Annotated in this window: 23 protein-coding genes; 22 read left to right on the top strand and 1 reads right to left on the bottom strand. The window is 38.8% G+C overall.

The features are described from left to right. Positions 1-12 precede the first annotated feature (12 nt). The 19 genes from ACFIK7_RS09680 (at position 13) to truB (ending at position 19,593) form a co-directional block, all read left to right on the top strand. A complete protein-coding gene (locus ACFIK7_RS09680; protein WP_375643396.1) occupies positions 13-336 on the top strand; it encodes a YbaB/EbfC family nucleoid-associated protein in 324 nt (107 codons plus the stop codon). A gap of 30 nt (positions 337-366) precedes the next feature. Continuing rightward, positions 367-972, top strand: coding sequence for a recombination mediator RecR (recR, locus tag ACFIK7_RS09675; RefSeq protein ID WP_273790577.1), 606 nt, complete (start codon positions 367-369; stop codon positions 970-972). 49 nt (positions 973-1,021) lie between these two features. Further along, positions 1,022-2,050 carry a YeiH family protein gene (locus tag ACFIK7_RS09670; protein WP_273790578.1) on the top strand — a complete coding sequence of 343 codons (1,029 nt, stop codon included), beginning with the start codon at positions 1,022-1,024 and terminating at the stop codon, positions 2,048-2,050. 712 nt (positions 2,051-2,762) lie between these two features. Further along, complete coding sequence (gene tsaB / locus ACFIK7_RS09665) at positions 2,763-3,449, top strand: tRNA (adenosine(37)-N6)-threonylcarbamoyltransferase complex dimerization subunit type 1 TsaB (RefSeq protein WP_375638366.1); 687 nt, start codon at positions 2,763-2,765, stop codon at positions 3,447-3,449. After that, positions 3,449-3,940, top strand: a complete 492-nt coding sequence (rimI, locus tag ACFIK7_RS09660) for a ribosomal protein S18-alanine N-acetyltransferase (protein WP_273790580.1) — start codon at positions 3,449-3,451, stop codon at positions 3,938-3,940. Before tsaB ends, rimI begins: the two co-directional genes overlap by 1 nt. Positions 3,941-3,971: 31 nt before the next feature. Next, positions 3,972-5,348 carry a tRNA (N6-isopentenyl adenosine(37)-C2)-methylthiotransferase MiaB gene (gene miaB, locus ACFIK7_RS09655; RefSeq protein ID WP_375631070.1) on the top strand — a complete coding sequence of 459 codons (1,377 nt, stop codon included), beginning with the start codon at positions 3,972-3,974 and terminating at the stop codon, positions 5,346-5,348. A 159-nt stretch (positions 5,349-5,507) separates the two neighbouring features. Continuing rightward, the gene (locus ACFIK7_RS09650; RefSeq protein WP_375637610.1) at positions 5,508-6,632 is read left to right on the top strand and encodes a PhoH family protein; all 1,125 of its coding nucleotides are present in this window, start codon (positions 5,508-5,510) and stop codon (positions 6,630-6,632) included. Then, positions 6,629-7,096 carry an rRNA maturation RNase YbeY gene (ybeY, locus tag ACFIK7_RS09645; protein ID WP_375631071.1) on the top strand — a complete coding sequence of 156 codons (468 nt, stop codon included), beginning with the start codon at positions 6,629-6,631 and terminating at the stop codon, positions 7,094-7,096. The genes ACFIK7_RS09650 and ybeY overlap by 4 nt, the downstream gene beginning before the upstream one ends. A 108-nt stretch (positions 7,097-7,204) precedes the next feature. Further along, entirely contained in the window at positions 7,205-8,230 is a 1,026-nt protein-coding gene (locus ACFIK7_RS09640; RefSeq protein ID WP_273790583.1) for a hemolysin family protein, read from the top strand. Next, positions 8,193-9,827 carry an apolipoprotein N-acyltransferase gene (lnt, locus tag ACFIK7_RS09635; protein ID WP_375663288.1) on the top strand — a complete coding sequence of 545 codons (1,635 nt, stop codon included), beginning with the start codon at positions 8,193-8,195 and terminating at the stop codon, positions 9,825-9,827. The genes ACFIK7_RS09640 and lnt overlap by 38 nt, the downstream gene beginning before the upstream one ends. A 148-nt stretch (positions 9,828-9,975) precedes the next feature. Further along, entirely contained in the window at positions 9,976-10,389 is a 414-nt protein-coding gene (locus tag ACFIK7_RS09630) for a helix-turn-helix domain-containing protein (protein WP_273790585.1), read from the top strand. Between the two features lie 130 nt (positions 10,390-10,519). Then, the gene (gene metK, locus ACFIK7_RS09625; protein ID WP_273790586.1) at positions 10,520-11,788 is read left to right on the top strand and encodes a methionine adenosyltransferase; all 1,269 of its coding nucleotides are present in this window, start codon (positions 10,520-10,522) and stop codon (positions 11,786-11,788) included. Then, positions 11,785-12,486: a tRNA (guanine(46)-N(7))-methyltransferase TrmB gene (locus ACFIK7_RS09620; RefSeq protein ID WP_375631073.1), complete on the top strand. Its 702-nt coding sequence runs from the start codon at positions 11,785-11,787 to the stop codon at positions 12,484-12,486. Before metK ends, ACFIK7_RS09620 begins: the two co-directional genes overlap by 4 nt. 127 nt (positions 12,487-12,613) lie before the next feature. Beyond that, entirely contained in the window at positions 12,614-13,264 is a 651-nt protein-coding gene (gene rimP / locus ACFIK7_RS09615; RefSeq protein WP_273790647.1) for a ribosome maturation factor RimP, read from the top strand. Positions 13,265-13,311: 47 nt separating this feature from the next. Further along, positions 13,312-14,943, top strand: coding sequence for a transcription termination factor NusA (gene nusA, locus ACFIK7_RS09610; RefSeq protein ID WP_375631074.1), 1,632 nt, complete (start codon positions 13,312-13,314; stop codon positions 14,941-14,943). Continuing rightward, positions 14,944-15,579, top strand: coding sequence for an RNA-binding protein (locus tag ACFIK7_RS09605; RefSeq protein ID WP_375631075.1), 636 nt, complete (start codon positions 14,944-14,946; stop codon positions 15,577-15,579). After that, a complete protein-coding gene (infB, locus tag ACFIK7_RS09600) occupies positions 15,576-18,095 on the top strand; it encodes a translation initiation factor IF-2 (RefSeq protein WP_273790590.1) in 2,520 nt (839 codons plus the stop codon). The genes ACFIK7_RS09605 and infB overlap by 4 nt, the downstream gene beginning before the upstream one ends. Positions 18,096-18,218: 123 nt before the next feature. Further along, a complete protein-coding gene (gene rbfA, locus ACFIK7_RS09595; RefSeq protein ID WP_375613309.1) occupies positions 18,219-18,626 on the top strand; it encodes a 30S ribosome-binding factor RbfA in 408 nt (135 codons plus the stop codon). Between the two features lie 4 nt (positions 18,627-18,630). Further along, the gene (gene truB, locus ACFIK7_RS09590; RefSeq protein ID WP_375663287.1) at positions 18,631-19,593 is read left to right on the top strand and encodes a tRNA pseudouridine(55) synthase TruB; all 963 of its coding nucleotides are present in this window, start codon (positions 18,631-18,633) and stop codon (positions 19,591-19,593) included. Between the two features lie 462 nt (positions 19,594-20,055). Here the strand turns inward: truB and ACFIK7_RS09585 are convergent, their stop codons facing one another. Continuing rightward, a complete protein-coding gene (locus ACFIK7_RS09585) occupies positions 20,056-21,684 on the bottom strand; it encodes an MFS transporter (protein ID WP_375663286.1) in 1,629 nt (542 codons plus the stop codon). 314 nt (positions 21,685-21,998) lie between these two features. Here ACFIK7_RS09585 and rpsO point away from each other — a divergent pair, with 314 nt between their 5' ends. The 3 genes from rpsO (at position 21,999) to ACFIK7_RS09570 (ending at position 25,784) form a co-directional block, all read left to right on the top strand. Then, complete coding sequence (gene rpsO / locus ACFIK7_RS09580; protein ID WP_005774142.1) at positions 21,999-22,268, top strand: 30S ribosomal protein S15; 270 nt, start codon at positions 21,999-22,001, stop codon at positions 22,266-22,268. 250 nt (positions 22,269-22,518) lie between these two features. Next, the gene (gene pnp / locus ACFIK7_RS09575) at positions 22,519-24,714 is read left to right on the top strand and encodes a polyribonucleotide nucleotidyltransferase (RefSeq protein WP_375663285.1); all 2,196 of its coding nucleotides are present in this window, start codon (positions 22,519-22,521) and stop codon (positions 24,712-24,714) included. Between the two features lie 74 nt (positions 24,715-24,788). Beyond that, positions 24,789-25,784, top strand: coding sequence for a class I SAM-dependent methyltransferase (locus tag ACFIK7_RS09570; protein ID WP_375663284.1), 996 nt, complete (start codon positions 24,789-24,791; stop codon positions 25,782-25,784). Positions 25,785-25,790: the final 6 nt, after the last annotated feature.

Below are 25,790 nucleotides of genomic sequence, written 5' to 3'. Positions count from 1 at the left end.
ATACCTATTCCTATGCGTGAAATGATGAGCATGATGAAAAAAGCCAAAGAAATGCAAGAAAAAATGCAGAAGATTCAGGAGGAAATAGCTAATCTGCAAGCTGTGGGCACTGCAGGGGGTGGTCTCGTCAATATCACTTTAAGTGGCAAAAATATTATAACAGCAATTCAAATTGATCCTTCATTACTCAAACCTGAGGAAGGTGAAATTCTTGAAGATCTCATTATGGCAGCTTATAATGAAGCAAGAACAAAAATCGAAGTTGCAATAGAAGAAAAAACCAAAAGTATAACGGCAGGGCTACCACTCCCATCAGGTTTCAAGCTTCCATTTTAATGAAACGGTTTTTTCCCGTGAGACAAAAATATGTCTAAATACATTGCAGGACCTGAGATTGAACGTCTCATTCAGATTTTATCACGGTTACCAGGTCTTGGTCCACGTTCAGCGCGTCGTGCTGCGCTTCATCTTATCAAAAAAAAGGAGACATTGCTGGAGCCTTTGGGAGCGGCTATACAAGCAGCTATCGAAAAAGTCGGTATTTGTTCTGTTTGTGGAAATGTCGATACCATTGATCCTTGTTCAATTTGTACAGATTTGCGCCGCGATGATACAACAATCATCGTTGTTGAGGATATTGCTGATCTGTGGGCCCTTGAGCGCGCAAAAACTTTAGCCGCACGTTATCATGTGTTGGGTGGACGACTCTCCCCCTTAGATGGAATAGGTCCTGACGAACTCAACATTGCCACCTTAATACAGCGTGTTGTACAAAACCCTATTACGGAGATTATTCTTGCTGTCAATGCGACTGTCGAAGGTCAAACAACTGCTCACTATATCACTGATCAGCTTTCTAATTTTCCAGTTAAAATTACGCGACTTGCTCATGGTGTTCCTGTAGGAGGTGAGCTTGATTATCTTGATGATGGAACTTTAGCAGCAGCTGTACAAGCAAGAACAAATCTTTAAAACTTTTTCTTCTTAACCTTTAGCTCTTTAATGACGGGGGAATATTAAAATGATCAAGAAAAATCTCTCACTTTTAAACGACTTTGGTCCTGGTATTTTAGTATGTTTACTCATATCAGCCTTAGCTTATGGCTTAGAAGTTGTAGAAAAACAGTTTTTCACGGAAGCGTGGCTTGAAAGCCTTGTTTTGGCAATTCTTCTAGGATCAATTATCCGTAGTTGTTTTTCTTTGCCAACATATTTTCAAAAAGGTATCACCTTTTGTGCAAAAACACTTCTCGAAATTGCTATCGTTCTTCTAGGAGCAAGCATTAGCATTAACGCAGTCCTTTCAGCTGGCTGGAATTTGCTTGCTAGTATCATATTCGTGATATTCGTAACGATTATCCTGAGCTTTGCCATCGGCCGACTTTTCGGGCTTTCTACACATTTGGCAATGCTGGTCGCTTGTGGGAATGCTATTTGTGGCAATTCAGCTATTGTCGCCGTTGCACCTGTTATAAAAGCAAAACATGACGATGTAGCCGCGTCAATTGCCTTCACTGCTCTTTTAGGAATTCTTATTATTTTATTTCTACCCTTTTTACATCCATCTCTGAATTTGTCATTTAGCCAATATGGTGTGCTTGCTGGCATGGTTGTGTATGCTGTACCACAGGTTTTAGCAGCAACAGCACCTATCTCTTTTCTAAGTGTTCAAATTGCAACAATTGTCAAATTAGTACGGGTTCTCATGTTAGGCCCTGTTATTTTTACTCTATCAATCATTTATCGCCGATCAGCAGAAACACGCTTGCGTTTACATACCCTCGTCCCATGGTTTATCATTGGCTTTATTATCATGATGCTTGTTCGCTCAAGTGGTCTTATCCCTGAAAAGGCTATCAATCCCATCAAATTTATTGCCCAGTTGTTTACTGTTATCTCAATGGCTGCACTAGGATTAGGTGTTGATATCCGATCACTAAAAAAAGCAGGATGGCGCGTCATTTTGGCTTCAACCTGCTCCATAATTATTCTCGGTATTTGTAGCCTTATTATGATACAATTGAATGATTTAAATCATATAACATTTTAAAATGTGCATTGATTATTATTTTTCAACGTAGTATGCAATCAACCCAAAGTCCTCATTATTATTAAAATCAGTTCTTTCATAAACCAGAAAAAGTTCTAAAATATTGCTCATTATTCTATACAAAAAATTGAAAGAGCTGATATTTAAGTGAAAACTGTCAATTTTGCTTTTCAGTCCATAATGATTTGCAACGGGGTAGTATCAAAATACGTAACTCATACAAAACAATACCATTTCTTTCATCTGCTCTCATTACGCTGAGGTTTTTATACAAAGACTGATAAAATATATTCTTATTTGGAAAAAATGTGAGGTCATGACTTTTCCTCTTTTAAATTACTTTTACTTACTATGTGATACAAGTGGCATCAACGTACTATTTGATAGCTTAAAAGTTGTGACAACCCTTACATTTAAATGATTCGTGAAAGGAGTTTTGATTCATACGCTAACTCCGCTTGTAATATACAAGCTAATAAATTTAATTGTTTCACCATAAGTAAATTTAAAATAAGAGAATCTTACAATACTCAAGGTACTCATTCAAAAAGTGAAATAATAAGGATTAAATTAACATCTCGTTCTATCTCATAAAAAGATATTGTTGCTTATTGGCACTAGTAACTTTCTTACAAATGAAATATACGATAATGAAAAGATTAAAAATACAGCAGGACTTTTATTTATCGTTTTATTCAACTAAAATATTTTTATGCTTATCCTTGCTATAGATACTGCTTCAATTTATTGTGCTGTTGCGCTTATTCGTCATAAATCTGTTATTGCGCGTATCAATGAACGCATGAACAAAGGACATGCCGAAAAAATTATTGGGCAGATTACACAAATAATGAAACAAGCCAATATGACGCTTGATCAAGTTGAGCGTATTGCTGTCAATATTGGACCTGGATCATTTACTGGTGTACGTGTCGGTGTTGCAACAGCACGCGCTTTGGCATTAGCACTTGAAATACCAGCTGTTGGAGTGAGTGCTCTTGAAGCGTTAGCAGCACAAGTCATAAACAGTAAAAGTACAGTATCGGCAATTACTGTTGTCATTGAAGCAGGGAGAGGAATGTTCTACCATCAAAATTTTCATAATGATCTCACACCTTTGGGAGAGCCGGGATTAAAAACAATTGAAAATATCCTCGAAAATTTGCCCAAAAAAACCCGACTGACTGGCCCAGCTGCTGATGTCGTTATGGAACATATTAAAAACCATAAAATACACGAAAAAATTGTCCTAGAAAAAATCCCCTGCGAAGCGGCCGATATTGTAAACTATGCTTATCTTGCTGCAAACAAACAATCAAAAAATTCGCCTCGCCCACTCTATCTACGCAGCGCTGATGCAAAACAACAAACCAATTTTGCTTTGCCACAAAAAAAATAATGCCCAAATTTTCATTGACAAAAAAGATTTTTGGAATTGCTCCGCTACAAGTTAATGATAGTGCTTCTCTTCATCAAATTCATCAACATTGTTTTACCCCTTCTTGGGAAAAACAAGCTTTTGATAATTTCTTAACAGATCACTCTATCTTCGGATACAAAGTTTTTCTCATTGATCGCTCTGATCAAATTTTAGGCTTTTGCCTATGCCGTCTCATCCTTGATGAAGCAGAAATCATCACAATTGCTGTTCATCCTCATTATCGTCAACAAGGAATTGGTACCTTTCTTATCGATCGTACAGTTCACCATCTTCACGACAAGGGCGCTATAAAATTATTCTTGGAAGTAGAAGCCACAAATCTTTCTGCTTTGAACCTTTATCAACGCTTTGAATTTCAAAAAATTTCTGAACGTCTTGCCTACTACGCGTCAAAAAATGGTCGTGGTGATGCAATTATCATGCAAAAAACTTTTAAGCAAATAGATTGAGATTTGTGTAAAAAACATTTACACATGCGCTATGAATAAAGTAAATCCTAAAAATACCCCTCCTGTTGCTCCTAAAAAGGTTTTTATCAAAACCTATGGATGTCAAATGAATGTTTATGATAGCCAACGGATGACTGATAGCCTCAGTTCGCAAGGCTATGTGACAACACAAATTCCCAATGATGCCGATCTTATTCTTGTTAATACCTGTCATATTCGTGAAAAAGCAGCAGAAAAACTTTATTCTGATCTTGGTCGTTTGCGCGTTATGCGTCAAGAGCGCACACCTGATAAACCCCTGATGGTTGGTGTAACAGGTTGTGTTGCACAAGCTGAGGGAAGTGAAATCTTGCGCCGTGCTCCAACAGTGGATCTTGTTATTGGTCCGCAAATGTATCATCGCTTGCCAGAATTGTTAGAAAAAGCAAAACAAGGAAAAAAAATTATCGAAACAGACTATGCTGTTGAAGATAAATTTGCTCATTTGCCGCCCCATAATAAACATGCGGTAAGAAAACGAGGTGTTAGCGCATTTTTAACAGTACAGGAAGGTTGCGATAAATTTTGCACTTTTTGTGTTGTTCCTTACACACGCGGTGCTGAAATATCACGGTCTGTCGAGCAAATTACCGAGGAAGCCCGCCAACTCATCGAAGCGGGTGTCAAAGAAATTACGCTGCTTGGACAAAATGTCAATGGTTGGCATGGACAAAGTGCTGATGGCAAAACTTGGCGTCTTGGCGATCTTCTTTATCATCTTGCAAAACTCAATGGTTTAAAGCGTTTGCGTTACACAACCAGCCACCCACGTGATATGGATGATAGCCTTATTGCCGCGCATCGAGATCTTGATATGTTAATGCCTTACCTCCATCTTCCTGTTCAATCAGGTTCAGATCGCATCTTAAAAGCCATGAATAGACAACACAAAAGCTCTCATTATCTTCATCTTATCGAAAAAATTCGAAACGCACGGCCAGATATTGCCTTTTCAGGCGATTTTATTGTAGGGTTTCCAGGAGAAACAGATGAAGACTTTGAAGAAACCATTAAACTTATTCAACAAGTACAGTACAGTTCAGCTTATTCTTTTAAATATTCCCCCCGTCCTGGAACAGTGGGAGCCACAATGAAAAATCATGTTGATGAATCTGTAAAAGATTCCCGACTTCAACATTTACAAGCCCTTCTCCTTGAGCAACAAAATGCGTTTTTGCGTTCTAAAATTGATCAAAAAACGAACGTTCTCATCGAAAAACCTGGACGTCACTCAGGGCAAATGGTAGGGCGTTCCCCTTGGCTTTTACCTGTTGTTGTCGATACAGAAGCCTCTACAGGTAGCGTGATAGAAATTCATATTAAAAATGCCAGCTCAAACAGTTTTGTTGGTGAAGTGACAAATAGATAAACATGCCTCTAACACCTTGTTCAAAAATAAATATTTTTGAAAACTCTTTTATTTTAAAAGAAAATGATTACATCTAAAGCGTGCACTTTTTGTAAAAATTGTCTTTTATAAAGTTTACTTAACAAAATGTGCAATATTTATGTAGATATGGAGAATAGGCTGAAAGCTTCAACCGAAAAAATAAAGCGTATTAAAGAAAAAGTAAATATGTCCCTTGAAAAGGCTGATACCTTGAAACAAACAAGCGCTTCAGATGTGAGCCAAGTTGTTTTGATTTTCGAAAATAATAAATATGCAAAAGCAGTTTTTGGTAAATTTGACGAAAATCTCGCTTATATCGAAAAAAAACTCGAACTTAGTATTCATCCGCGTGGTAATGAAGTCTTAATCCGTGGAAATATTTCTGTTATAAAACATGCGCAATATGTATTGCAGCAGCTTTATGAACGTGCCAAAACACATCAAGAGCTCACTTTATCAGATATAAAAGGAGCGATTGCTATGGTAAATATACCAAAGAAGCAGAAAGAAGACACAATAACACACAAATCTGCAACGAAACGTATACCAGCACGGTTGAGTACCCATAAAAAAATAATTCATGCAAGAACTCCAACACAAGACGCTTACATAAGCGCTATGGAGCATACTGAACTTGTGTTTGGTGTAGGACCAGCAGGAACAGGAAAAACGTATCTTGCTGTTGCTCATGCTGCAATGCTTCTAGAACGTGGTATCATTGAGCGAATTATTCTCTCACGTCCAGCTGTTGAAGCTGGAGAACATCTTGGTTTTCTTCCCGGTGATCTCAAAGAAAAAGTCGACCCATATTTACGACCACTTTATGATGCTCTTTATGATATGATGCCCGCTGAAAAAATAGAACGCATTTTAGCTTCTGGTGTCATAGAAATTGCTCCTCTCGCCTTTATGCGCGGACGAACACTTGCCCATGCTGCTGTTATTCTTGATGAGGCACAAAATACTACCCCCATGCAAATGAAGATGTTCCTCACACGTCTTGGAGAAGGAACGCGTATGATTGTTACCGGTGACGTAAGCCAAATTGATTTGCCTACAGGGCAAAAATCAGGTCTCATTGAAGCAATTCGCATTCTTTCAAATGTAGAAAATATTGCAATTGTGCATTTTGATGAAAAAGATGTTGTACGCCACCCACTTGTTGCTGCTATCGTTCGTGCTTATGATCGTGATTCCGAAATACAAAATAAAAAAAAATCATTCGCATGCGATGCATTAAAAAATGAATTTGATTCGTCATGATTATTATTGATATAATGATTAAAAGCGCAGGGTGGAATGATGAGAAAATGCTTTATAATATCACTGAAAAAGCATTAATGGCGACTATGCATCATGTTTCATTGGAAAATGTTGTAAGCGAGATTAGCCTGCTTTTTACGGATGATGAACATATGGCACAAATCAATGCACAATGGCGCAACAAAAACAAATCCACTAATGTATTATCCTTTCCTGCTTTTCCACTTAAAGCTGGAAATCAACCTGGTCCCATGCTCGGTGATATTATTATTGCCCGAGAAACTGTTGTTTTCGAAGCAGAGAACGAAGGAAAAACATTTCAAGATCATTTAACGCATATGATTGTTCATGGTATCTTACATCTGCTTGGTTATGACCATGAAACTGATGATGAAGCATATAAAATGGAAAAGCTCGAAAGAGAAATTCTTCAAAAGCTTTCCATAAAAGATCCTTACGCATAATTGTCTATCAATGATAAAATTTAACTTTTAAAATCAATATTACCAGCATACCATTTAAAGCCTCTTATTTATCTGTTATAAAAAGAAAGTCTAAAAGATTTCAAAACCATGGCAAACAAAATAAATGCACAAAATAATAGTCAAGCATCTTCTAATAATGAAAAAGACCCCTCTCAACAGACGAATCATACAGAGAAATATTCCCTGATGAATCATTTATTTTCATTCTTACGGGGTCGTAATTGTGCATCTACGTCACTGCGCGATGATCTTACCGTTGCACTCACGACTAACAATGAAAAAGATACCGCCCTCTTCTCACCTGAAGAACGTACTATGCTGCATAACATTTTACGCTTACGTGAAGCACGCGTGGATGATGTTATGATACCTCGTTCTGAAATCGAAGCATTAGAAATAAACACCTCTCTTGGAGAAACCCTTCAATGTTTTGCAAAAATTGGTCATTCTCGTATACCCGTTTATGCTGAAACTTTAGATGATCCGCGCGGCATGATCCATATCCGCGATATTCTTAACTACATCACTCGCTTTATTATCAACCCAACAAAAACCGAACAAAAATCCGATTTGCTTCAATTAAACCATACAGACTTGCATACTCCAATCGGTGAATTGGATTTGATCCGAACAGTTCTCTTTGTTCCCAGTTCTATGCTTGCGAGCAAATTATTAACACGGATGCAAACTACACGAACTCAAATGGCTTTAGTTATTGATGAACATGGAGGAACAGATGGTCTCGTTTCAATGGAAGATATTGTTGAGTTAGTCGTTGGGGATATCGAAGATGAACATGATAATGTCGACAATGCTATCGTACGTGAACCAAATAATAAATGGCTCGTTGATGCAAGAACTGAACTAGAAGATGTGGAGAAAGCTCTTGGTCCTGATTTTATCGTAGGGGAATATGGTGATGAAGTTGATACTATTGGTGGTTTGATCGTCTCCATTCTTGATCGCATTCCTGCTAAAGGTGAAATTGTCGAAGCTGTACCTGGCTATAGATTTCGTATTTTAGAAGCTGATAAACGCCGGATTAAACGATTGCGCATTTTTCGCATTCCCAAAAATGAGAATCTTGAGAACAATGCCATCCCTAAAGAATAGTCCAGCGTTTTTAAACAATTTCATCGTTTTTTTGTTCTCTGTTACAGGCTGGAAGCGCCAAGCATGGATATTTCTGTGTGGTGCTCTTACTTCTTTTGCACTTCCACCCTTTTATTTAACACCTCTTTGCTTTTTAACTTTCCCTCTCTTTATTGTTTTACTTGACTCAATACGGGCCACCAAAAACAATAAAAAACATTTTTTTACTTACGCTTTAAGCTGTGGAACCTTTGGTTTTAGTTATTTTATTTGCGGCCTTTGGTGGCTATGCAATGCTTTGTTAACAGATCCAGATTCTTTTGGTTGGGCAGTCCCATTAGCCATTTTATTCCCTCCACTCTACCTTTCTCTTTATTGGTTTTTTTCTGGTTTCATTGTCGGTTTATTATGGACAAAAGGAATAGCACGCTTTTTTGTTTTAGCCTTTGCATTAGGATTATCCGAGTGGTTGCGTGCGTTTTTATTCACAGGATTTCCATGGAATTCTCTTGGCTATACAGCCATGCCAACCCCAATGTTCATGCAATCTGATGCAATCGTAGGACTTTACGGAATGAATATTCTTGCTGTATTAGCCTACAGTTTGCCAACTGTTTTATTAACGAATGAAAAAAAGAAAGTGGCACTTTCTCTTTGCTTATCACTTATATTCATTCACTGTGGTTTTGGGTTTTATCGTCTTCATACTATAGAAAACACAGCTGAAGATCAAAAAAGTGCTTATTGGGTGCGTATTGTTCAACCGTCCATCCAACAAAATATAAAATTGCGTGATAATACACGAGAAGCTATGTTGGAAGCGCATATGAAGCTAAGTGCAACACCAACAACCGATCAAAATTCAGAACCCGATTTTATCGTATGGCCGGAAGCTTCCGTTCCTTACCTTCTTTATGATAACTCATCTATCACAATGCGCATTGCCTCTCTTTTAAAACCTAAACAATGGGCTATTATCGGAGCAATACGCGCCAGCAATGATCTACCTCATTCCCAAACACAATATTTTAATACAATTGCAGTCATTAATGCTCAAGGTAATATTTTAAATACCTCTGATAAACTTCATTTGGTTCCTTTTGGTGAGTATCTTCCTTATCAGAATTTATTGAAAAAAATTGGATTGCGTACCCTTGCCGATAATATTGGTGGATATAGTACTGCAAGTGTGCGCAAAATTGTTACAATGCCAAACGGATTTTCTTATCTACCCTTAATTTGTTATGAAGCAATATTTCCCCATGAAATGACTTTTCAAGGCTCCCCGCCTCAAGCAATTATTAATATTACAAATGATGCATGGTTTGGTGTAACACCTGGACCCTATCAACATCTTCAACAAGCACAGCTTCGTGCCGTTGAACTGGGAATCCCCCTCATACGGGCAGCTAATAATGGCATATCAGCTGTTATTGATTCTTATGGACGAATCGTTGTAGCTCTTCGACAAAATGCTGTGGGCATTATTGATTCACAAGTTCCATCATCCATTACCCCTATAGGAAGCAATGAATACAGAACTTTCTCTACTTTTATCTTATTCATCCTTATGCTATTGTGTCGTGTTGGTTTTGGTTCTACAAAACAGCTTAAATGATTCAAGTGCCCTTTGTACGGCATTATGTTGCGTGTACCAGTAGTATTGGGAAAAAATATTACATATTGTTTTAATTATATGATAAATCAGCTTCGCATAAATATGATGTTGATTTAGAAGAAAAGTGCTGGAAATAAAGAGTTGCATTATGACCGAAACTAGAAAAAAACCTGACCCTATAGATATCTATGTTGGAACTCGTATCCGTTTACGTCGTAATATTTTAGGACTCACTCAAGAGAAACTAGGTGAAAAATTAGGAATTACTTTTCAGCAAATCCAAAAATATGAAAAAGGAACAAACCGTATTGGTGCCAGTCGTCTTCAAGCGATAGCAGAAATTATGGATGTTCCTGTTTCTTACTTTTTTGATAAAGGTATTACCTCCCAACAAGTAGAGGGTTTTGCCGAAAGTGATCACAATTTTATAGACTTTTGTTCTAGCAGCGAAGGGATTCAGCTCATGCGCGCTTTTACAAATATATCTGATGCTAAAGTGCGTCGAAAAATTATTGACTTGGCAAAAGCACTTTCTGAGGAAGATGTGACAAATAAGTTATAAATTAAAATTATATCTTTTCTCTTTTATTCATATAAATTTGCATTGACGATTTGCTACAGAATTAGCAAATGGTAGCGACTTTAGTAAGCAATTAATTAAATCGTTGGTTTTCTTTTTTGAAGGAGTTCCTATGCCGCATCAAGATTATCTTTTTACGAGCGAATCGGTATCGGAAGGACATCCTGATAAAATTTGTGATCGTATTTCCGATGAAATCGTTGATATGATCTATAAAGAAGCTGAAAAGACTGGTACTGATCCATGGTTAGTACGCGTTGCCTGTGAAACGCTCGTCAGTGTCAACCGTGTTGTTATCGCTGGTGAAGTACGTGTTCCCGATACGCTATTAAAAAAAGATAAAAATAAAGAATTCATCTACGATGAAACTAGCTTTCCACTCATTAATCCTACACGTTTTCGTACAGCAGCGCGCCGTGCTATTCGTACCATTGGCTATGAACAAGCAGGATTCCATTGGAAAACTGTTAAAATTGATGTTCTTTTGCGCCCCCAATCAGCTGATATAGCAAGAGGGGTTGATAATGCTACGGATCGGCACGGTGAAGAAGGAGCAGGTGATCAAGGCATCATGTTTGGATATGCTTGCCGTGAAACACCTGATCTCATGCCTGCACCAATTTATTATGCGCATAAAATTCTCAAACTTCTTGCCGCAGCCCGACATAAAGGAGAGGGAGAAACTGGAAAATTAGGACCAGATGCTAAAAGCCAAATAACCATACGCTATAAAAATGGAAAACCAATAGAGGTCACATCCATCGTTCTTTCAACGCAGCACCTTGATGAAAGCTGGGATTCCAATAAAGTACGTACAGTGGTTGAGCCTTACATTCGCCAAGCTTTACATGACATTCCCATTGCAGCTCAATGCAGTTGGTATATTAACCCAACAGGAAAATTTGTTATTGGAGGCCCTCAAAGCGATGCCGGATTAACGGGACGCAAAATTATTGTGGATACTTACGGAGGTGCAGCACCCCATGGAGGCGGTGCTTTTTCAGGAAAAGATACAACAAAAGTTGATCGTTCTGCTGCCTATGCGGCACGCTATCTGGCTAAGAATATTGTTGCTGCTCATTTAGCAGAGAGATGCACCATTCAACTCTCCTATGCAATTGGTATTGCACAACCTTTATCTATTTATCTTAATCTTCATGGAACAGGAAAAGTCGATGAAAAAGTTATTGAAGCAGCCATCCGCAAAATAATGGACCTTTCACCTACCGGCATTCGAAAACATCTTGACCTCAATAAACCTATTTATGCAAAAACAGCTGCCTATGGTCACTTTGGTCGTAAACCAAAAAACGATGGTTCGTTTTCATGGGAAAAAACTGATCTCGTGAAAACGCTTCAAACAATGATCCAAATCCCATGATTAAACATAATATACGTAAGAGTGAAGCATTTTTTGGACGCCGACAAGGAAAACAACTTCGAAACAGTCAGCTTACACGTATAAAAATGCTTCTCCCCAATTTTAATATTGATTTAAATGTTCCTCCTCCTTCAAACCTTACATCCTTATTTTCAAGCAAAGTAAGAGAAATTCGACTTGAAATCGGCTTTGGTGGAGGTGAACATTTACTTCATGAAATGGAATATTTTCCAAAAACTGGTTTTATCGGCGTCGAGCCCTTTATCAATGGCATGGCAAAAATATTGTTGTCTCTTGAACAGCATCAAAACCATCAAAATCGTCTTCGCCTCTATAATGATGATGCTACACGCCTCCTTGATTGGCTCCCTGATAACTCGCTTGATGGAATAGACCTCTTCTATCCTGATCCTTGGCCGAAAAAGAAACACTGGAAACGACGTTTCATCAACATAAAAAATCTTAACCGTTTTGCTCGTGTTCTTAAAATAGGGAAATTTTTTCGCTTTGCTAGCGATATAGACAGTTATGTAAACTGGACTTTGTACCATTGTGCACAACATGATCACTTTGAATGGAAAGCAGAAAGCCCTCAAGACTGGAAACTCCCTTATCCACTATGGAGTGGAACCCGCTATGAAGCAAAAGCTTTACGCGAAGGACGAACGCCTGCCTATCTTACCTTTATCAAGAAATAAATGATCAAGCGCTTTTCTCATAAACAACTTGAAAAATTTTGAATTTAAGAGTATCAATAGTTAAATTCTTGGTCTTATGATGAAGAGTGGGCCGTTGGACCCGCTCTTTTTTAATATCATAAAACTGATGAAAACAACTTGGATAAAATGTATGAACGAAGCTGAAAAAATAAGCAATCTTGACGAACCGCGCTTGTTTGAAGAAGAGGGTATCGAAGCACAGGTTGCTGCTCTTGTCATACCACTACTTAAACCTTTAGGTTTTCGTTTGGTTCGTGTAAAACTCCTTGGTCAAAATGGTTTAACACTTCAAATTATGGTTGAACGTGCCGATGGTTCTATGACCATAGAAGATTGTGAAACTGTTAGTCGAACTGTTTCCCCACTCCTTGATGTCCAAAATGTTATTGAACGCAAATATCATTTAGAAATCTCATCACCTGGAATTGATCGTCCATTGGTAAGAAAATCTGATTTTTTTCATTGGCAAGGGCATCTTGCAAAAATTGAAACAAAAATAATAATTGATGGGCGCCGAAAATTTCGCGGGACACTTACAAATATCACGCAAGATGGATTTATTTTAAACACCGATAAAGCTGCTTATGGAGAAGCCATGTATACCCCTATTTCCTTTTGTGATATCATAAATGCACATTTAGTGCTTACCGATGAGCTTATTCGCGATGCATTGAAACAAAATAAAGATTTAAGTCAACAATTCATTGCCGAAGAGAACGCTAACGACTCTATACAGACGCTCAATTTCAAAAAATAATATCACAGGGGAATACCCATCGTGTGGCACAAAGAAGGAGAAAATTGATGGCTACAAGCGCTAACAGGCTTGAGATTCTGCAAATTGCAGATGCTGTTGCACGTGAAAAGTCAATCGACCGTGAAATTGTCATTTCTGCGATGGCTGATGCTATTCAAAAAGCAGCACGTTCTCGTTATGGTCAAGAAACCAATATCCGTGCTGAAATCAATTCTAAAACAGGTGAAATTAAATTACAGCGCCTGCTTAAAATCGTTGATGTCGTTGAAGACTATACAACGGAAATTACTTTGTCTGATGCTCTCAAACATCAAGCAGAAGCAAAAATTGGTGATTTTTTTGCTGATCTTTTACCTCCTATGGATTTTGGACGTATCGCAGCACAATCTGCTAAACAGGTTATTGTACAAAAAGTACGCGACGCAGAGCGTGATCAGCAATATGAGGAATTCAAAAATAAAGTTGGTGAAATTATTTCTGGTACAGTTAAGCGTGTGGAATATGGTAACGTCATCGTTGATCTAGGGCGCGGTGAAGCTATTGTGCGCCGTGATGAATTAATTCCTCGTGAATCATTCCGCTATGGAGATCGCATTCGTGCTTTTGTCAATGATGTACACCGTGAAACGCGTGGGCCGCAAATCTTCCTTTCACGCACACATCCCCAATTTATGGTAAAACTTTTCACTATGGAAGTGCCAGAAATTTATGATGGTATTATAGAAATCAAATCTGTAGCTCGTGATCCAGGTTCACGGGCTAAAATCGCCGTTGTTTCACGCGATGGTTCCATTGATCCTGTTGGAGCATGCGTTGGAATGCGAGGAAGTCGTGTACAAGCTGTTGTTGCTGAATTACAAGGCGAAAAAATTGATATTATTCCTTGGTCGCCTGATGCGGCAACATTTGTCGTTAATGCACTGCAACCTGCTGAAGTTTCTAAAATTATCCTTGATGAAGATGCTGAACGGATTGAAGTTATTGTGCCAGATGATCAACTTAGCCTTGCTATTGGACGACGTGGGCAAAATGTTCGCTTGGCTTCACAGCTAACAGGATGGAACATTGATATTTTAACGGAAAAGGAAGAATCTGAAAATCGTCAAAAAGAATTTACTGAACGGAGTAAATTGTTTATGGAAGCCTTAGAGGTTGACGAAATGATCGGACAGGTTATGGCATCAGAGGGTTTTTCTTCTATTGAAGAAATCGCCTATATTGATCTTGAAGAAATCGCTTCTATTGATGGTTTTGACCATGATACCGCCGCTGAAATCCAAAGTCGTGCCCGTGAATATCTTGATCATCAAGAAAAAGAACTTGATGAAAAACGCAAAAAGCTCGGAGTTTCTGACGAATTGCGAACACTTCCTGGAATGACAAGTGCTATGTTGGTTGCTGTAGGTGAGGATGGTGTAAAAACAATAGAAGACTTTGCTGGCTATGCCGTTGATGATTTAGCTGGTTGGAGAGAACGCAAAGAAGGTCAAACACAGAATTTTTCTGGTATTTTAACCCCTTTTGACATTACACGCGCAGATGCAGAAGCTATGGTTTTAGCCGCACGTGTACAAGCAGGCTGGATAGACCAAGCTGATCTTGTTACAGAAAATCCTGTAGAAGATGAAAATTCTACAGAAAATGAAAAAATAGATGATTTGGATGTGGATACACTTTAAATGAATGAACGGACTTGCATTGTGACCCGAAAAAATGCTTCAGCACAAACGCTGATCCGTTTTGTTATTGGTCCCAATAACCAAATTGTTCCTGATCTTAAAGCGAATTTACCAGGGCGTGGTGTTTGGATTTCCGCCCATCACGCTGTTATTGAGAAAGCAATAAAACAGAAAGCTTTTCATAAAAATTTTAAAACAGATGTTGAGGTTGCACCAAATCTTGTGCATGTTATTGATACGCTTTTACTAAAAGCCGCTCTTTCAAGCCTTTCCATGGCACGAAAAGCGGGAGCAATTGTTATGGGAGCAACAAAGGTTGACGCTGCTATCCGCTCTGGTAAAGTTATTCTTGTACTTCATGCTAAAGAAACAACAGAAGATGGGAAACGAAAAATTGCACAGGCCATCCATTCAATACAACAACAAACAAATCGGACTATAAAAACCATATCTTTATTTACAAGTGATGAAATGCGAGTGGCTTTTGGCTCTAATCCTGTAATGCACGCGGCCTTACTGGACACAAAGGCTGCTGAAGGATTTCTCAAAACGACATGTAAATTGATCAGCTATCGTGACGACAAGCATAGTAAGTCTAGTGAGATGACGGCACAAGCCGTGAAGGAAGTACAATGAGTGAAAATAACAACGACAAAACAACCGTCAAGAAGACACTAACTCTCAAGAGGTCTGTCTTGGAAACGAGCACGGTTAAACAAAATTTTAGTCATGGCCGTACGAAGGCTGTCGTTGTCGAAACCAAACGGCGTAAAATTACGCGACCTGATGAAAAAGCTGAAACCCTACAGCCCATTACAAAGCCGCATGTGGCCCCCCAGCGTTCTAAACCGCGTTTTGAGGGAAAAAAGCCTCAAGAATCTGTGGCCAAAAGCAATCTTTCATCAACTGAAATGGAAGCGAGACTTCGCGCGTTAGAAGAAGCACATATCCAAGAAAGAATAACGCGAGAACAAGCCGAAGAAGAAGCAAGACGCGCTAAAGAGCGTGAAGAAATTTTACAGCAAGAAAGTAAAGAAAAAGAAATACATCTCCAACAAGAAGAAGAAATATCACCAGTACAGACTCCACCTGTTCCCCCTCTCATTGAACAGACAGATATTCCTATTGCGCCTAAAAACACAACCGTGATTGAAAAACGCAAAATAGATGACAATAAAGAGGAAGAACGGCATAGTCGACGTGCTAATCCTGCTAAATCAGAAATACGTGTACCAAAAGTTGTCAAAGGAGCTGATGAGCGGCGGCGCGGAAAGCTAACTCTGAATAGTGCACTGGATGAAGAAGGAAACGCACGTGGGCGCTCAATGGCTGCAATGCGGCGTAGACAGGAAAAGTTTAAGCGTGCACAAAATCAAGAACCAAGAGAAAAAATTTCTCGCGAAGTTGTTCTTCCTGAAACGATTACCATTCAAGAGCTCGCACAACGTATGACGGAGCGTTCTGTTGATGTGATTAAATTCTTGATGAAACAAGGACAAATGATGAAACCTGGCGATGTTATTGATGCAGATGTTGCCGAACTCATCGCTGTTGAATTTGGCCATACTGTTAAACGTGTTTTAGAATCTGACGTAGAAGAAGGTATCTTTAATATAAAAGATAATCCTCAAAACATGCAGCAGCGTCCCCCTGTTGTAACCATTATGGGCCATGTTGACCACGGAAAAACTTCTCTTTTGGATGCTATTCGTAAAGCAAATGTTGTTTCTGGCGAAGCAGGAGGTATTACGCAGCATATTGGTGCCTATCAAGTAGAACAAAACGGTCAAAAAATTACCTTTATTGATACACCTGGTCATGCTGCATTTACGGCTATGCGTGCACGTGGAGCTCGTGTTACTGATATTGCTGTTCTCGTTGTAGCCGCTGATGATAGTGTTATGCCCCAAACGATTGAATCAATCAATCATGCGAAAGTCGCTGGTGTACCTATCATTGTTGCTATCAACAAAATTGATAAACCAGCTGCGAATGCACAAAAAGTACGTACAGAACTTCTACAACATGAAGTGTTTGTTGAAACTATGGGCGGTGAAACTTTGGACGTTGAAGTTTCTGCTAAAACTGGTCAAAATCTTGATAAACTTCTCGAAGCTATCCTTCTTCAGGCTGAAATGCTTGATCTGAAAGCAGATCCTCAACGAACTGCAGAGGGCGTTATCATTGAAGCCAAATTGGATCGCGGACGTGGATCTGTTGCAACAGTTCTTGTTCAAAAAGGTACATTACACCCTTCTGATATTATAGTTGCCGGAAATGAATGGGGTCGTGTGCGTGCTTTGATTGACGACCATGGCCGCCATGTCAAAGAAGCCGTTCCCTCTACACCGATTGAAATTTTAGGAATGCAAGGAACACCACAAGCCGGAGACCGTTTTGCTGTTGTCACACATGAAGCAAAAGCACGTGAAATTTCTGAATATCGTCAACGATTAGCACGTGATAAAGCTGTTGCGCGGCAAACTGGTTCGCGTGGTTCTCTTGAACAGATGATGACAAAATTGCAAACGACTGGTGTTAAGGAGTTTTCTCTTATTATAAAAGGGGATGTGCAAGGATCAATTGAAGCAATTGCTTCAGCATTGGAAAAACTCGGAAATGATGAGGTTCGTGCGCGTATTGTACATTCTGGTGCTGGCGGAATTACCGAAAGTGATATTTCTCTTGCGGAAGCTTCTAACTCTGCTGTAATTGGCTTTAATGTTCGAGCCAATAAGCAGGCACGTGATTTTGCTAAAACACAAGGAATTGAAATTCGTTATTATAACATCATTTATGATCTTGTTGACGATATCAAAGCTGCCATGTCTGGATTACTCTCACCAGAACAGCGTGAAACTTTCCTTGGTAATGCTGAAATTCTAGAAGTCTTTAACATTACAAAAATTGGAAAAGTTGCAGGATGTCGTGTTACAGAAGGTAAAATAGAACGAGGAGCCGGTGTTCGCCTTATCCGCGATAATATCGTTATTCACGAAGGAAAGCTGAAAACACTCAAACGCTTTAAAGATGAAGTCAGTGAAGTGCAAAGTGGTCAAGAATGTGGAATAGCCTTTGAAAATTATGACGACATGCGCGCAGGAGACATCATTGAGACCTTCCGTATCGAACATATTAATCGCACATTATAAAATAATCCAATAACCTTATTCTGTTATAAAATGAGAAAAAGTTATTAGATTTTATACACAATATCTTTTTTTCCTTATCTAAATGGTCAAAAAAAGAGATCTTGTAGCAAGGATAAAACTTTGATGAAAAATGCAGGACCATCACAACGGCAACTTAGAGTAGCAGAGCAAGTACGTCATGCAATAGCGCATATATTACAGCGTGATATTTTGCTTGATGATATCTTAAAAGATATTGTTATTTCTGTCTCTGAAGTACGCATGTCACCAGATTTAAAAATTGCTACTTGCTTTGTATCACCTCTCAGCACTCTTAAAAATGCTTCTCATACCGATGTTGTTGATACCCTCAATAAACATAGTCGTTTTCTCCGTGGAGAAATCAGTCATGCGTTGCGACAAATGAAATATATGCCAGAACTGCGTTTCCGACTTGATAATAGTTTTGATAATTTTTCAAAAATTGATGCTCTCCTTCGCTCGCCTGAGGTTGCACGCGATCTTCACCATAGTGATACAGATGAGGATTAAAGATATGGCGCGGCAACACAAGAAAAAAGGGCGTCCTGTTTCTGGCTGGGTCATATTTGATAAACCAAAAGGAATGAAATCAACAGAAGCTGTCTCACAAATCAAATGGCTCTTTCATGCTCAAAAGGCAGGACATGCGGGTACACTTGATCCTCTTGCTTCTGGTCTCCTTCCTATTGCATTGGGCGAAGCAACCAAAACCGTTCCTTACGTGATGCAAGGCAAAAAAACTTACCGTTTTCATATTGCTTGGGGGCAAGAGCGCTCAACAGATGATCTAGAAGGAGAAATAACGAAAACTTCTCTCATACGTCCAACACAAGAAGAAATACTTGCTCTTCTTCCTCAATATACGGGTATTATTTTGCAAACACCTCCACAATTTTCAGCAATCAAAATTGCTGGAAATCGTGCCTATGATTTAGCGCGTGAAGGGGAAGTTGTTGAAATTCCGCCCCGTGAAGTGGAAATAGAAACTTTCAAGTTATTAGAAATGCCTACTAAAGAGCATTCTGTCTTTGAAATAACCTGCGGAAAAGGAACTTATGTGCGCTCTTTAGCACGCGATATGGGACGTGATCTCGGTTGCTATGGGCATATTGCTGATTTAAGACGTATTGCCGTCGCACCTTTTGATGAAGAAGATCTCATTACATGGGAGGAACTAAAAGCGGCCATTCCGCCAAATAAAAATACTACAGATGAAAATAATCGTTCTTTTGAAAAAAACTTCTCAACACTCGATGAGCTCTTAATTGACACAAGTGCCGCATTAGATTGCCTCCCTCACTATATCCTTAATGAAACTCAAGCACAGAGAATTATCAAGGGTCATTCTATCCTCTTGAATCATCACAAAGTACCTCTTGATGAAGAGGAAATTTGTGTCCTCTATAAGGAACAACTTCTTGCTATTGGCATTCTCGACAAAGGTCTATTTAAACCAAAGCGGATTTTCACAATTTAATCGATTCTTTTCCACAACCACCTTTTGCGAAAAGATATTTTTCTCTATCAATTAAGAAAAATATGGTGCTTTTCATTGTCTATATTTACCGTATTCATATCAAAATTTAAGTCAGTGCTATAAGCTAACACCACCACACACTTTTTCCTCTTAATGTCGCAATAATCCTTGCATTTGAAGGGATTCATAAGAGGCTTTTTATTTCTTTTTCAATCATTTTTACTCACACTTTAGCCCTCGTTTGTAATGTGCAAGCGAAGATGTGGACTGATTTACTCTAAATAGATTTGAAACGAGAAAAGCTTAAGACTTTCAGAACTATCACTCAACATGAAAAATGGTAAATAACCGTTATAAATCAATTCATTAACTATTGAAGCAGCAATTTTTTGTTATGATTAAGCTAACAAGTTGATCGAAATAATATTAACATATTTAATATTTACAAAAACTGTTTTAACCCTAAGGGAGATGATCAGAGGAAACTTTTAAAAGCATCTCATTGGCTTGAGGTATTGTTTGGCGTTCAATCATGCGGTGCACTCTTATACCGTTAGGAGCACAATTTAAATGACGCAGACGCTTATTGACTTCTGCATCTGCTTTTGTACGACGATGATTATGGCGTAAATAATCTACCCATGTTGGCATATGATAAGCCTCTGTCCAATATTCAGGTCTTTCAAGATCTCGTAAAAGGACCCACTGACGCGCACCATCACGTAATCGAATATGGCGTCGACGCGTCATCACTTTGAGAAACTCTTCGAGTTCATTTTCATGAATTTGGTAATCAATCATTATCATGATCGGGCCACTTCTTGCTTTGAGGTCGAGTAATAATTCCGGCTCTCTAAAATGATCAAGAGGATTTAAATCTATCTGAGGAATTTCTTGAATTCTAAATTTTACCCCTGCAAGAGCACCAAAAATCAAGAATAAAGAACAAACGCTCAAAGCAATTGTTGGAGAATAACCATCAGCTAAACCTCCCCAGATTGCACTTCCAATAGCCATCCCCCCGGCAGTTGCCGTTTGATAAAGAGCTAAAGAACGTGCAACAACCCAGCGTGGTGTAGAGAGTTGTACAGATGTATTAAACAATGATAAGGCCAAAACCCAACATAACCCTGCAGGAAATAAAGCAATATGGCTTATAATCAGTGAACGGCTGATTCCCAATAAAAAGCAAGAAAAGGCGAAACCAATAAATGCACTTGCAATAATTGTTTCTGAACGAAAATGATGCCGTACAACTGCATTAATAATACCTGCTGTCATGGCTCCTAACCCAAAACAACCGAGCAATGTACCATAAAGAAGGGCACTTCCTCCAAGAACTTTATGCGCAACAATTGGCAAAAGTGCTAAAATAGAAGTTGCTCCTATACCAAAAAGGAACGCTCGAACCATAATACTTAAGAGATTAGGTGACATCGCAACATAACGCAAACCATCTGAGACAGCTCCTAACAGCCTTTCTCGTGGCAATGAGTTGTTTTCATAATTCGACTTCCAGAAAAACAACGCACCAATAAGAGGAATATAGCTTATAGCATTAAACAAAAAAGCAGCCGATGCCCCTAAAGTTGCAATGATGGCACCACCAATCGCAGGACCAACACTCCGCATCAAATTAAAGCCGACACTATTCAAACTAACAGCAGCAGGAATATTTTCCCTGCTCACAATATCTCCTATCGTTGCTTGCCAAGAAGGATTATAAAAAGCTGTGCCACATCCAATCAAAAACGTAAAACATAACAAAAGCCAAGGTGTTAGAAATCCCATATAGGCTAAAACAGATAAACTCATCGATATGACCATCATCATAATCTGTACACACAACATAATTTGACGCCGATTAAAATTATCAGCTAATGCCCCTGCCATCAAAGAAAACATAACAAGTGGTAATGTTGTGGCACTTTGAACGAGCCCAACCATGGAATGCGAAGAACTAATCAACGCCATTAACCACCCTGCTCCAACAGCTTGTATCAGCCCCCCTAAACTAGAAATAAGAGTAGATGACCATAAATTTCGAAATACCGAATTACGAAAAAGTTTTAATGTTGAAATGCTCTGCATCTTTTCCCTCCAACGCTATTTATCACTTTTGTTACCACTCACACACACTCATAATCTTTGTATCAAAAGGATGCATAATTGTTTAAAACACTTCTCATAAAACTCTATTTAAATCAATATTTCAAAACAAAAGCTTTTATTTAAAGAAAGACTTCAAAATGCTGTCAAGGACTAGTATTTTAACCTTCTTTCCTATATAAGAACGAAATTAGGTAAGAGTCTTCGACTTTTCCTGTTTTCTCACAGACCCTAGCTGAACGACATCTCGGCTATGGGTGACTTTATGTTTCTTCGTTTTTGGAAAGGATAATACGATGTCGATTACAGCTGAACGTAAACAAGCTCTTGTCGCAGAATACGCAAACAAAGTTGGTGATACAGGATCACCAGAAGTACAGATTGCTGTACTTTCTGAACGTATTTCTAATTTAACAAACCACTTTAAATCTCACAAAAAGGATAATCATTCTCGTCGAGGTCTTTTGAAGATGGTGTCTCAACGCCGGCGTCTTCTTGATTATCTTAAAGGAGTTGACCAAAATCGTTATCAGACACTTATAAAGAAGTTAGGTTTACGTCGCTAAAAGAAAAATGGAGGTGGTATTTAAAAAAACCACCCATTTTTTCAATGTGTTGCTTTTAATTAAAAATTTTAAAAACTGATAAGTTATTATGGGATAGGACTGCTCATCGTTTCACATTTAATGCGATTTACTTCTCTCTTCTCGCAACAAAGGAAGTAATTTGTTGTCCACCCCAAAACTTGCAAATATGCTGCGCACAACCAGAATGTAAGCAATCAAAGATTTAAACACTGGTCATTAAGGATAAAAAATGTTCAAAACGCACAAGATAGAAATTGAATGGGCTGGGCGTCCTCTCACCCTTGAGACAGGGAAAATAGCGCGTCAAGCTGATGGTGCAGTGATTGCTACCTATGGAGAAACTATTGTCTTAGCAACCGTTGTATCGGCCAAAAACCCAAAACCAGACCAGGACTTTTTTCCACTCACTGTTAATTATCAAGAAAAATTCTATGCTGTTGGTAGAATACCTGGGGGCTATTTAAAACGTGAAAGTCGACCAAGTGAAAATGAAACTTTGGTTTCACGTTTGATTGATCGCCCAATTCGTCCCCTTTTCGTTGAGGGATATAAAAATGATACACAAGTTATTGTTTCCGTTATACAGCATGATCTCGAAAACAATCCCGATATCCTTGCGATGATTGCATCTTCTGCCGCATTGACCCTGTCAGGTGTTCCTTTCATGGGACCTATAGCTGGTGCACGCGTTGGCTATTGTAATGGACAATATGTTCTTAATCCTCATATCGATGAAATGCCTGAATCAAAACTTGATCTTGTTGTTGCTGGAACAGAAAGTGCTGTTTTGATGGTTGAATCAGAAGCACAAGAATTACCGGAAGATATCATGTTGGGGGCCGTGATGTTTGGTCACCAAGGCCTTCAACCTGTCCTTGATGCCATTATAAAGCTTGCTGAAGTTGCTGCAAAAGATCCTCGTGATTTTGTTCCTGAAGATCTTTCTGAACTTGAAAAAGCGATGCAGAAAATGGCAGAACAGGATATACGAAAGGCTTACACAATTACTGATAAGCAAGAACGTTATGCTGCAATTGATGCACTAAAGACAGAAATCCTCAATAAATTTATGCCAGAAACAGAAAAAGACTGTCAATTTAGTACAGATCAAATTGCAACCGTATTTAAACAGTTGCAAGCAAAAATTGTTCGTGGGAACATTCTTGATACCCAAAAGCGGATTGATGGACGCAATCTTTCTACCGTGCGCCCTATCCAATCAGAAGTAAGTATTTTACCCCGCACACATGGATCAGCACTCTTTACCCGTGGAGAAACACAAGCTATTGTCGTTGCAACGCTAGGAACTGGTGAAGATGAACAATATGTTGATTCCTTAACGGGAATGTATAAGGAAACATTCCTTCTCCATTACAATTTCCCACCATTTTCAGTGGGTGAAACGGGACGCCTTGGTTCTCCTGGTCGTCGTGAAATTGGACATGGTAAATTGGCATGGCGGGCAATTCACCCCATGTTGCCAACGAAAGAATCTTTTCCTTATACCATTCGTGCTGTCTCAGAAATCACTGAATCCAATGGCTCTTCTTCTATGGCAACGGTTTGTGGAACCTCACTTGCTCTTATGGATGCTGGTGTTCCTCTAGCACGCCCTGTTGCTGGTATTGCTATGGGCTTGATTAAAGAAGGAGAACGCTTTGCTGTTCTTTCTGATATTTTAGGGGATGAAGATCATCTTGGAGATATGGATTTTAAAGTCGCAGGAACAGAAAATGGTATTACTGCCTTGCAAATGGATATCAAAATTGATGGTATTACCGAAGAGATTATGAAAATCGCGCTTGAACAAGCCAAAGGAGGCCGAATTCATATCCTTAATGAGATGGCGAAAGCTTTAACCAGTGCACGTGCTGAGCTGAGTGAATTTTCTCCACGAATCGAAGTTATGAATATTTCTGTCGATAAAATCCGTGATGTTATCGGCTCTGGTGGTAAAGTTATTCGGGAAATCGTGGAACAAACTGGAGCAAAAATTAATATTGAAGATGATGGTACCATTAAAATTGCTTCTGCTGATGCTAAAACCATTGAAGCGGCAAAACGCTGGATCCATTCTATTGTCGATGAGCCTGAAGTTGGTGCTATCTACCAAGGAACAGTTGTAAAAACTGCAGAATTTGGTGCATTTATAAACTTCTTTGGTTCTCGTGATGGACTCGTTCATATCTCTCAGCTTGCATCAGAACGCGTCAGCAAAACAACCGATATTGTAAAAGAAGGTGACAAAGTTTGGGTTAAATTAATGGGCTTTGATGAGCGTGGAAAAGTTCGGTTATCAATGAAGGTCGTTGATCAAACAACCGGAAAGGAAATCACCGGTGATAAAGCGATGAATGAAGAAAAGTGCGTGGATGAAAAAAAACAACCTGAAAATAAGCGCCGCCGTAAGAAAAAAGAAGAGTAAGTTTTTCTTCTTATCGTATCATGAAATGCCATCCCAATATTGGAGTGGCATTTTTTTCTTTGAAAGAGTCATATGTGTTATTATTTTTGCCTTTTGAAAATCATGAACTCCCGTATCCTGATCCAAACCAGTGTTGGCTAAGTTTTGGTTTAACAGAAATCCCAACTCAAGAATGGGCACAAAATTTAAGAGTTATTACGCCTTGGCGACCAGATTTTTTAAAATTTGTCGATACTCAATTTCACTGCTCTCCTCAAATAGATAAAACCTTCAGCTATGATGGTGCATTTTTACATTTGAGCAAATATCGTGGTTTGAACCAAAATTGTTTTCTTGATTTATTAGAATGCGTTAAACCCAATGGATGGATTGTAATCAGTGGGAATAAAACTGCTGGTGCTGCTTCAATGATGAAATGGGTCAAAACAATTGTTCCCATCACCAATAAATTATCTAAAAATCATGGTCTTGTATTTTGGTTGCAAGTTCCTCAACAAATTGAGAGACATAACATTGCGCAATTGCGCTCACCACCGCTCACTTTTGGTAAATTTCAAACCGCTTCTGGTATGTTCTCACACGGACGTATTGATCCAGGATCTGCTGCGCTTGCGTCTTATATGTTCAAAGTTATTTCTGGAAAAACGGCTGATTTTGGTGCTGGATGGGGCTATCTTTCTCACGTTGCACTTGAAAGAAGTGAAAAACTCACCGCTCTAGACCTTTATGAAGCCGACTACAACGCTTTGAGAGCAGCAAAACGGCACCTTAAATCCATAACAGCTCCTTTTCCAATTCATTTTTATTGGCATGACCTTGTACATGAACCTATCACAAATCTATATGACACAATCATTTCAAATCCACCGTTTCACACACAACAAACGACAGATGTTTCATTAGGAAAAAATTTTATTATAAATGCTGCAAAGTGCTTAAAACCAAGCGGCAGTCTGCTTTTTGTTGCAAACCGCCACCTGCCTTATGAAACATTATTAAAAAATATTTTCCGCACAGTGTTGATACATGAACAAGCCCATGGTTTCAAAATTATCGAAGCGCGCAGATAAACAAAA

Origin of the sequence: Bartonella sp. CL266QHHD, from assembly GCF_042195355.1 — a bacterium.
Classification (GTDB): Bacteria; Pseudomonadota; Alphaproteobacteria; order Rhizobiales; family Rhizobiaceae; genus Bartonella.
The sequence above is the reverse complement of the archived record's forward strand: the minus strand, read 5'-3'. Positions and strand labels throughout refer to the sequence as shown.

Coding starts and splice junctions, on each gene's coding strand:
- ACFIK7_RS09680 (WP_375643396.1), top strand. CDS start 13: ATGCGTGAAATGATGAGCATGATGAAAAAAGCCAAAGAAATGCAAGAA.
- recR (WP_273790577.1), top strand. CDS start 367: ATGTCTAAATACATTGCAGGACCTGAGATTGAACGTCTCATTCAGATT.
- ACFIK7_RS09670 (WP_273790578.1), top strand. CDS start 1,022: ATGATCAAGAAAAATCTCTCACTTTTAAACGACTTTGGTCCTGGTATT.
- tsaB (WP_375638366.1), top strand. CDS start 2,763: ATGCTTATCCTTGCTATAGATACTGCTTCAATTTATTGTGCTGTTGCG.
- rimI (WP_273790580.1), top strand. CDS start 3,449: ATGCCCAAATTTTCATTGACAAAAAAGATTTTTGGAATTGCTCCGCTA.
- miaB (WP_375631070.1), top strand. CDS start 3,972: ATGAATAAAGTAAATCCTAAAAATACCCCTCCTGTTGCTCCTAAAAAG.
- ybeY (WP_375631071.1), top strand. CDS start 6,629: ATGATTATTATTGATATAATGATTAAAAGCGCAGGGTGGAATGATGAG.
- ACFIK7_RS09640 (WP_273790583.1), top strand. CDS start 7,205: ATGGCAAACAAAATAAATGCACAAAATAATAGTCAAGCATCTTCTAAT.
- lnt (WP_375663288.1), top strand. CDS start 8,193: ATGAGAATCTTGAGAACAATGCCATCCCTAAAGAATAGTCCAGCGTTT.
- ACFIK7_RS09630 (WP_273790585.1), top strand. CDS start 9,976: ATGACCGAAACTAGAAAAAAACCTGACCCTATAGATATCTATGTTGGA.
- metK (WP_273790586.1), top strand. CDS start 10,520: ATGCCGCATCAAGATTATCTTTTTACGAGCGAATCGGTATCGGAAGGA.
- ACFIK7_RS09620 (WP_375631073.1), top strand. CDS start 11,785: ATGATTAAACATAATATACGTAAGAGTGAAGCATTTTTTGGACGCCGA.
- rimP (WP_273790647.1), top strand. CDS start 12,614: ATGAAAACAACTTGGATAAAATGTATGAACGAAGCTGAAAAAATAAGC.
- nusA (WP_375631074.1), top strand. CDS start 13,312: ATGGCTACAAGCGCTAACAGGCTTGAGATTCTGCAAATTGCAGATGCT.
- ACFIK7_RS09605 (WP_375631075.1), top strand. CDS start 14,944: ATGAATGAACGGACTTGCATTGTGACCCGAAAAAATGCTTCAGCACAA.
- infB (WP_273790590.1), top strand. CDS start 15,576: ATGAGTGAAAATAACAACGACAAAACAACCGTCAAGAAGACACTAACT.
- rbfA (WP_375613309.1), top strand. CDS start 18,219: ATGAAAAATGCAGGACCATCACAACGGCAACTTAGAGTAGCAGAGCAA.
- truB (WP_375663287.1), top strand. CDS start 18,631: ATGGCGCGGCAACACAAGAAAAAAGGGCGTCCTGTTTCTGGCTGGGTC.
- ACFIK7_RS09585 (WP_375663286.1), bottom strand. CDS start 21,684: ATGCAGAGCATTTCAACATTAAAACTTTTTCGTAATTCGGTATTTCGA.
- rpsO (WP_005774142.1), top strand. CDS start 21,999: ATGTCGATTACAGCTGAACGTAAACAAGCTCTTGTCGCAGAATACGCA.
- pnp (WP_375663285.1), top strand. CDS start 22,519: ATGTTCAAAACGCACAAGATAGAAATTGAATGGGCTGGGCGTCCTCTC.